Annotated in this window: 7 protein-coding genes; 2 read left to right on the top strand and 5 right to left on the bottom strand. The window is 71.5% G+C overall.

Annotation, left to right across the window (positions count from 1 at the left end):
* From GXP76_RS32145 to GXP76_RS32125, 5 genes are all read right to left on the bottom strand, one after another.
* Positions 1-1,162 (bottom strand): Hsp70 family protein (locus tag GXP76_RS32145; RefSeq protein ID WP_242575143.1); only part of this gene is annotated, 1,162 nt, incomplete at its 3' end.
* Positions 1,155-1,880, bottom strand: a complete 726-nt coding sequence (locus GXP76_RS32140) for a hypothetical protein (RefSeq protein WP_242575142.1) — start codon at positions 1,878-1,880, stop codon at positions 1,155-1,157. The genes GXP76_RS32145 and GXP76_RS32140, both read right to left, overlap by 8 nt.
* Positions 1,877-3,001 carry a serine/threonine-protein kinase gene (locus GXP76_RS32135; protein WP_242575141.1) on the bottom strand — a complete coding sequence of 375 codons (1,125 nt, stop codon included), beginning with the start codon at positions 2,999-3,001 and terminating at the stop codon, positions 1,877-1,879. Before GXP76_RS32135 ends, GXP76_RS32140 begins: the two co-directional genes overlap by 4 nt.
* Positions 2,998-3,804, bottom strand: coding sequence for an FHA domain-containing protein (locus GXP76_RS32130; RefSeq protein WP_242575140.1), 807 nt, complete (start codon positions 3,802-3,804; stop codon positions 2,998-3,000). The genes GXP76_RS32135 and GXP76_RS32130 overlap by 4 nt, the downstream gene beginning before the upstream one ends.
* Before the next feature lie 53 nt (positions 3,805-3,857).
* Entirely contained in the window at positions 3,858-6,101 is a 2,244-nt protein-coding gene (locus tag GXP76_RS32125; RefSeq protein ID WP_242575139.1) for a septum formation family protein, read from the bottom strand.
* A 506-nt stretch (positions 6,102-6,607) separates the two neighbouring features.
* Between GXP76_RS32125 and GXP76_RS32120 the strand changes: the two genes are divergently transcribed.
* Positions 6,608-7,312 (top strand): hypothetical protein, encoded by a 705-nt coding sequence (locus GXP76_RS32120; RefSeq protein ID WP_242575138.1) that lies wholly within the window; start codon positions 6,608-6,610, stop codon positions 7,310-7,312.
* A gap of 271 nt (positions 7,313-7,583) precedes the next feature.
* The gene (locus GXP76_RS32115; protein ID WP_242575144.1) at positions 7,584-8,141 is read left to right on the top strand and encodes a sigma-70 family RNA polymerase sigma factor; all 558 of its coding nucleotides are present in this window, start codon (positions 7,584-7,586) and stop codon (positions 8,139-8,141) included.

Genomic DNA, 8,141 nt, shown 5'->3' with positions numbered 1-8,141 from the left:
ACAGCTCGACGGCGAACTGCCCGGCCGGCACCGGCGCCGACTTGGACTGCGGGATCCGCACCGTACTGGCGAAGATCGCCGCGCCACGGGCGACGACCGTCGTGGGGTCGAGACTCACGTCGAGTTCGATGCCGAGGCCGTGACGCGGGTCGGCCAGCCGTTCCCGGAGCCCGGGAGAGAGCGTGACGCCGCCGACGAGCAGCAGCCGGTCGATGTCGTCCGGACCGAGCGCCGCCTCGGCGAGCGCGTCGCGGCACAGGTTGATCGCCCGGACGTAGAAGGGCTCGGCGATCGCGTCCAGTTCCCCGCGGGTCAGCGTGTGTTCGAGGGTGAGCGGGTTGCCGTCGGCGTCGTTGAGCTCGATCAGCAGGTCGACCTGGTCGCGCCGGGAGAGATGGATCTTCGCGTCCTCGGCCGCGCGCTTCAGCTTGGCGAAGTTGGCGCGCCACCGCGGGTTGTCCCTGCGCATGTCCGTCAGGCCCAGCTCGGCGGCCGCGGCGGGCACCAGCAGCCGTTCGATCAGCGCCCAGTCGATCAGCTTGCCGCCGAGGTAGGGGTCTCCCGCGTGGTTGAGCACCCGGAGGTCGCCGTCGCGCTTGCTGACCAGAGCGGCGTCGAAGGTGCCGCCGCCGAAGTCGAACACCATCCAGTACGCACGGTCGGTCGCGTCCTGGAATCCGTAGGCGAAGGCCGCCGCCGTCGGCTCCTGCACCAGCGGGCACGCGGAGGTGAATCCGGCGAGCTCGGCGGCCTCCATGGTGGCCTTGTTCTGGTTCAGCGCGAAGGCCGCGGGGACGGTGATCACCGCGGACTCGGGCGGGGTGCCGCAGTGGTGCGCGGCGTCCGCGCGCAGCGAGCGCAGAACCTCCGCCGACAGCTGCGGCGGGCTGAGGGAGACTCCGGCGGTGGCGAAGGTCTTCCGCGAGTCGGCGAGGCCCATCTCCAGCTTGAACTCGGCCGTGGCGTTCGCCGGATCGTGCTCCACGCGGTCGCGCGCGGCGCGGCCGACGTGGACCCTGCCCTCCTTGGGCAGCCACACCGCCGAGGGTGTGATGTCCCAGCCGTCGTTGTTCTTGATGACGGAGACGGTGCCGCCCTCGACGACGGCGATGGCGCTGTTGGTCGTACCCAGGTCGATACCGAAGTCGACGGTGTCACGCATGATCGGTCCTCTCGTGGTCCGAGCTGGACGGTGTTTCGCGGGCGGGAGCGGGAGCATGGGCGGGAGCGGGGACGGCGTCCTCCGGCTCCGGCGCGGTTTCCGGTACGGGGCCGGTTACGCGTTCCGGCGCGGAGCCCGCCGTCGGAACGGATGCCGGTGCCGCCGCCGGGGCCGGGGCCGGGGCCGGAGGGCAGCCGACGATCACCTGGCCCATCTGGATACGACGGCCGTGCAGATAGATCGTCGGCCTGATGGTCTCCAGGACCGTCTCGGCCGTCAGCGACGGATCCTCCTCGAAGGTCAGCGCCTCCAGCGACCGGCCGGTGTGGAACGCGTCGCCCTCGTGCTCCTGTACGAGCAGACCGGCGTCGTCCAGCGCCTCGCGGCACGACCGCAGATAGCGCCCGGTCTGCCGGGAGCGCGAGGACGCCGCCTCGCCCTGCCGGGTGAGCCTGCGCTGGGCACGCCACAGATTCGTGGCGGCGTCCGCGAGCGCCTTCTCGTCCAACGGGTCCTCGGCGGACGGTGGTTGACCGGCGGTCTCCACCGCCGTCTCCACGGCCTCGGCCGGCGCGGCGACCGCCGCCGCCACCGACGCCAGCAGCCGCTCCAGCTCCTCGCGCGACGGTTCGTCCCACGGCAGCGGCGCGATCCGGAAGGCGCGGTGGTGCCGGCGCTGCCGGAGATCCTCCCGCAGCCGGGACAGCCGCCCGCTCACATCATCACCCCCCGGCGCCACAGCGTGAGCTTGGACAGATACCGGTCGCGCAGGTACGGCGACAAGTTGACGGCCTCCTCCATGAGGTCGGCTGCGCGGTCGAGTTCCCCCGGCGAGCGGGCCAGTGCGAGTGCTTCTTCGGCCAGCCGCCGCGCGCGTTCCGTGGGCGGTCCGACAGGACGTCTGGTGGCGGCGGGCCCGGGCGGCTCCCCCGCGGGCCGCGAGGCCCCGGACGTACCGGAGCCGGGGACACCGGCCCCCGCACCGGCCATCGCCTCCGCACGCTCGCGCAGCGCGTCGGCGAGGAACTGGGCCGTGGCCGGCCTGTTCCGCGGGTCGAGTTCGAGGGTGGCCAGCACGATGCGGTCCAGGTCCGCGTCGACCTCGTCGTTGTAGCTGCTCGGCGGGAGCAGCGACCGGTTGAACCGCCCGAAGGAGAACGACGAGAACTCCTCGCCGCCCTGATGGAACGGGAAGCGGTTGGTGAGCAGCAGATACGCGATCACGCCGACCGACCACACGTCGCTGGCGCACGAATAGCCCTGGTTACGCATCACCTCGGGCGCCATGAAGGCGTACGTCCCCTGGGCGCTGGCCAGATGAGTGAACGGGTCGGCGCGCTTGGCCAGCCCGAAGTCGCTGACCCGTACCCGCATGCCCGTTCCGTCGTAGCCGATCAGGACGTTGGCCAGGGTCACGTCCCGGTGCACGATCGGCGGGTCCTGGTCGTGGGCGACGGCGAGACCGCTCGCGATCTGTGTCATCACCTCGGCGACCAGGTCCCTGGGCACCATCGACTTGTGCGCGGCGGCGAGCCGTTCGAGGCTGCCGCCCGCGACGTACTCCATCGTGAAGAAGCCCCGCAGCCCCTCCGGTGTGCGGACGGTGTTCGCGTCGAAGAGGCGGACGATGTTCGGGTGCCCGAGGGTCGACAGCAAGCGCGCCTCGTCGAGCATCCGGCGCGTCTCCTCCAGGGACGCGACGCGCTTGAACAGCTTCATCGCCTGCCAGCCGAGGTATTTGTGGCGTACCCGGTGGACCTCGGCGAACGCCCCCTCGCCCAGCGGGCGGTCGATCACGAGGGTGTCGCTGACCCGGTCACCACTGACGAGCAGTGTCATAGCCCTGACGCCCCCTGTTGCCCCGTACTCCCCCCACCCGCCAGCACGTTGAGCCGGTAGCCGATCCCCGTCACCGTCTCCAGGATCTTCGGGTTCGACGGATCCGCCTCGACGCAGCGGCGTACGGCCCGTACGACGCCCGCGATGTCGGCCCTGCTGTACGAGCGGTGCGGGGCCCATTCCTCGTGCGCGCCCCACAACGCCGTGATGAGCTCGGCGTGTTCGCAGGCGACGGCCGCGCCGCTGGTGCTGCGGCCCGCCATGTAGCGCAGCAACTGGTGGCCCTGCGGGCGCAGTCCGGTGATCAGGGTCTCCTCGCCGTCCTCGTTGCGGTACGCCCTGGCGGCGACCCAGTCGTAGCGCAGGCACGGTCCGGTGTGCCGTACGTCCGACGGGGAACCGAACGGCGCGGGCCGGGTGGTGTGCGGGTCGAGGAAGGTCAACTCCCAGTACACCGGCTCCCCTTCGGGGTCCATGTCGCCGAGGATCAGCAGGGTGTCCCCGTGCTGTATGCGTTTGCGCGCCTGGAGCCGTTCGATGGTGTCGCCGTGCCTCAGCAGCGTTCCGTTGACGCTCGCGTTGTCCGTCACCGACCACATGCCGTCGGCGAAGTCGAGCGTGCAGTGCAGCCTGCCGACCCAGCGCTGCGGATCGGGTCCGAGTCCGACGTCGGGTGCCCGCTCCGGTACGGCGCGGCCGATGGTCACCGACACGCCCGCCAGTTCGAAGACGGCCTGTGCCTTCTCCGGCGAACTGACCCGCAGAGCCGCCCCCTTGACCCCCACCACCCGTTTCTCCTCCATGGTCATCATCGGTAGCCGTGCGTCGGACGGGCTTGTTCCGTCGGACCGGCGTGTCATCGCAGCCCGCCGGTGAATGTGCTGTCGCCCGTGTAGGACAGGGCGCACATCGCGTATATCGGGCTGTCCTTGGCGTTCCACGTCCACCAGTCCTGAGCGGGATAGGTGACGTTCAGGACCATGGTGCGGTTATAGCCTTTCGTCTCCTCCTCGCACGCCGCCTTCGCCCGCACGTAGACGGCGTCGTTGCCAGGCCACTCACCGGTGCCGTCGGGGTAGAGAACGGGATAGCCCACGATCTCGGCCCAATGCTGCTCCTCACAGGGCACGATGGGGATGCCGACCGACTCCAGGGACAGATCCTTCTTGGTCTGGACGCACGAACCCACGGGTGCGTTCTCCTCGATGCGCTGGCCGAACGTGCCCATCAGAGCCGGTTCGGTCGAGACCGGTACGTCAAGCCGCACCTGGTCGTCCCCCGTCATGTAACGGTCGTCCGGCCAGTGCGCCACACACGTCGTGTACTCGTCCAGCAGGGGCCCCTTGGGGTCCCAGGCGCTCTCGGGGGGCACCGTGTAGGTCACCTTGAGCCCCTTCCCCTCCGAACCGAGGCGCGCCAGGGCGAGTTCGCACCGGAACCGGGCGAGCGCGGTCGCCTGTTGGGCTCCCGGATACTTCCCCGTCAGATACCTGGACGCGGTGTCCGCCAGCAGTTCGTAGGCCACCACCTCACCCCAGTGCGCTTCGTCGCACGGGACGACGTCCACCGCGCGCTCGCCGGGCCGCCAGTCCGACTTGCTCCCGATGCACCTGCCCGGCCGGTCGTTGTCCTCGACGTTCTCCGCCGAGATGACGGCCGTCCCGCCCTGCTGCCGGTAGCTGTCGCTGCCGCCGCCCTCGTCGTCGAAGGCCCCCGCGATCCTCGCCACGAGGAGGCCCAGGAGGACGAGCGCCAGCACGGCCCAGGCGAGCACCCGTCCACGCCCGGGGCGCGGTCCGGACGTCCCCGGCCGCGCGCCCTGGAGACCGGCCAGCATGCGGTCGATCTCCTCGGACCCCGGGCCTCCGGCCAACTGACGCTTCACGTTCAGCAGCAGGGTCCTGGCGAGGCCGATACGTCCGGCGGCGACCAACTGGTCGACCTGCGAACGGATCTGGTTGAACGTCGTCATCATGTCGCGCAGGCCGTCGCGGTTGGTCCTGACCGTCTGCTGGGTGACCGGGTCCGTCGCCAGTTCGGCCGCCGTACGGAACCATTTCGACGCGTTCAGGTTGGCGGCCGGACCGAGCCCGTCCGTGGCGGCGGTGGCGCAGTTGTTGAGCAGCACCGCGACATCGTTGCGGGCGCTCGCGGTGCGCCGGTGCCGGGCGTGCGGGACGAGCGACTCCAGCAGTGCCAGTGCGGGCAGGGCGTGGTCGTACACCTCGGCCGCGGCGCCGTCCCAGTTCCCCCCGTCCAACTGGGACGACGCCCGTTTCGCGGTCGCGCGCAGCGACTCGTAGTGAGGCGCGGCGGCCTCTTCCAGCTGGTCGTCGACCATGCCGGCCGGTACGAGTGGCCAGTCGCGCGCCAGTTTGGCGAGCCGGAGGCGGTCGGCGGGCGCCGGTGCCGCCGCGGCCAGCTCGATGAGCGGTTTGACGAGGGTGCCCGGCATCGCGTCGCGGAAGGTGTCGATCACCGACTCGTCGAGCTGCCGGTCGTCGAGTACGTCGATACGGTGCCGCACGTGGTCCCAGAAGGCGGCGCGCCTGAGCACCTGGCCCCAGAGCCGGGCGGCGTTGGACCAGAGCCGGACGGCTTCGTCGAGGTGGGGTCCGGCGGACACCGCGTCGTTCTCTACCTCCAGGTCGAGCGCGGCGCTGTGGGCGCGGACGGCGGCGTCGTGGTCGTGGTGCAGGGTCTTCGGGCACGGGCACGTGGACGCCGTTGCCGACGCCGTTGCCGTCCTGGAAGGTGTCGTCGCGGCCCTCGCGCTCGCGCCGTTCGTGGAAGCGTCGGCGGCCCCGTCCCACAGCCAGAACAACTCGTCGACCAGCCGGCGGCGCGGATCGCCGAGTATGCGGTCGAAGGCGCCACGGACGTCGTCGAGCCGGACGGGGAGCGAGTGCCCGAGGTCGACGTCGGCGCCGAGTTCCAGCGCGGGCGTGATGCGCTGCTGACGCTGCCGCACGGCCCGCCGGTCGGCGTCCGTGGGCAGGCCGGTGATACGGAAGGCGTTACGCCGGTACATCTGCGGACCTGCCGCCTCCAGCAGTCCGGCTGTCGTCTCGTCGATCACAGCACGCTCCGAATCGACCATGTCGAGGTTCGTCTCTGTGGAAAGTATGGCGATCCGGCGTGCCCCGCTCCATGGCAACTGAATGGAATTCATATGGGCAACGCCCCCTGCACCGGGGCCTGTTGTCCGGTGATCCGGGGCAGGTGACAGGGGTGGGACGGATGGTGGAGAAGATGCGGAGGTTGCGGTGCGGACGGCTACCGTCCGGTTCCCCGGACGCGCGTGTCCGGGTGGTGCGCGCCGGCTGACGCGGGGCGTCGCGAACGGACGCGGACGGACATGGACGGACGTGGACGGACGTGGACGCGCGGCGAAGCCGAAACCGCCCTACGGGCCGAAGCCGTCGTACGGATTGACGCACGGCCGTACTGTGTGAGGGGTCGGTGGCCGGGCCCGATAAGTTCCCGGGTCTTTCATGTGAGCTGGATCACACCAACTCCTTGTCCTCGCATAGCGCGTGAACATCCGATGTATGCCCATCAGGTGGGCTTTCCCGACCGCCCTGTCACGCTGGCACCATGGCGGCCATGGGAGCCGGACCCGCACTCCGCCTCGCACGCGCCGCGGTCTTCGCCGCCGTGTGTGTCGTGGTGTCCGGGCTCGGCCACGCCCTGTCGTCCGGTGGCCCGTTGCCACCCCGCGTCCTCGCCCTCACCTTCCCGCCGGTGTGCGCGGCCGGCTGGTGGCTGTCCCGGAAGGAACGCGGCGGCGCGATGATCGTCGGCGCGAGCGCCGCCGGACAACTGCTGCTGCACGCCGTGTTCGGCGGACTGCACCCCCGCCCGCCCGGCGCCCACGCCGGACACGGCGGCCACGGGGGCGGCGGGCGCGGGGGCGACGGTGCACCCGGCGACAGCGGCGAGATCCCGCACGTGGCCTTCGGTGAACTCCTCGGCGCGGAGGGGCTGTCCGGGCTGCTGGACAGCTCCGGTCTCGCCTCCGGCATGCTCGTCGCCCACCTGCTCGCCGGTCTCGTGTGCGGCTGGTGGCTGTGGCGCGGTGACCGCGCCTTCGTACGGCTGGTGGGCGTACTCACGCTGTTCGCCTGCGGGTTCGCGTACGGCCTGGCGTACGCGCGGCTCCGGTTCGCCCACGAGGTGCTGAGCGGCGGGGCGCCCGCCCACCTCCGGGTGCTCGCACCCCCGGTGCCGTACCGGCCGATCCGGCCCCCGGCCCAACTCCCGGCCCCGCACGTCGTGTCGAGGCGCGGGCCGCCACTCCTTCCGTCCTGAGCGCTGTCCCCACTCCACACACTCCACCGCTCCGATTCCACGGGCCCGGCGGCCCGGACGCGAAGGACATCCCGTGATACCTGCTGCCCGGCACACACCTGTGCCCACGCGCGTACCCCCAGCACACATACCCCCCACCCGCATACATCCGACGACCGGCCACCGCGCCCGCGTCACCGACCCGTTCCCTGAGTCAGTCAATGACTCATTCAGTGACTCGTTCAGCGATCCGTTCAGTGACTCCGCCGGACGGTCCGCCGACGACTCCGAGATCACCGCGTGGGCCCTGGCCGCCGGTCTCGGTGACCGGAGAGCCGCCGAACTGTTCGTACGGGCGACGTACGACGACGTACGCCGGTTCGTCGCGCACCTCAGCGCCGACGTGCGCGGCGCCGACGACCTCACCCAGGAGACCTATCTGCGGGCGCTGGCGAGCCTCGCGCGGTTCGCCGGGCGCTCCTGCGCGCGGGTGTGGCTGCTGGCGATCGCGCGCCGTGTGGTCGTGGACCGTTACCGGCGTGCGGCCGTACGGCCCCGGATCGCCGACACCGCGGACTGGGTGACCGTCGCGGACCGGGCCCAGCCGCGGCATCTCCCGGGCTTCGAGGAGTCGGTGGCGCTCGCGGACGCGCTGGCCGCGATGGATCCGGGGCGCCGGCAGGCGTTCGTGCTGACCCGGCTCATCGGGCTCTCGTACGCGGAGGCCGCCGACGCGCTGGGCTGCCCGGTCGGGACGATACGGTCGCGCGTCGCGCGCGCCCGGCGCGATCTCGCGGCGGTGTGGCAGCCGGAGGGCGGCGAGTCGGCGGTCACGGCCGTCCCCGTGTGA

Source organism: Streptomyces sp. NP-1717 (genome assembly GCF_022695985.1).
Lineage (GTDB): Bacteria > Actinomycetota > Actinomycetes > Streptomycetales > Streptomycetaceae > Streptomyces.
This window is presented reverse-complemented; position numbering and strand designations above follow the sequence as displayed.

Excerpts from the sequence above, each read along its gene's own strand:
- GXP76_RS32135 (WP_242575141.1), bottom strand. The coding sequence starts at position 3,001 with ATGACACTGCTCGTCAGTGGTGACCGGGTCAGCGACACCCTCGTGATC.
- GXP76_RS32130 (WP_242575140.1), bottom strand. The coding sequence starts at position 3,804 with ATGGAGGAGAAACGGGTGGTGGGGGTCAAGGGGGCGGCTCTGCGGGTC.
- GXP76_RS32125 (WP_242575139.1), bottom strand. The coding sequence starts at position 6,101 with ATGGTCGATTCGGAGCGTGCTGTGATCGACGAGACGACAGCCGGACTG.
- GXP76_RS32120 (WP_242575138.1), top strand. The coding sequence starts at position 6,608 with ATGGGAGCCGGACCCGCACTCCGCCTCGCACGCGCCGCGGTCTTCGCC.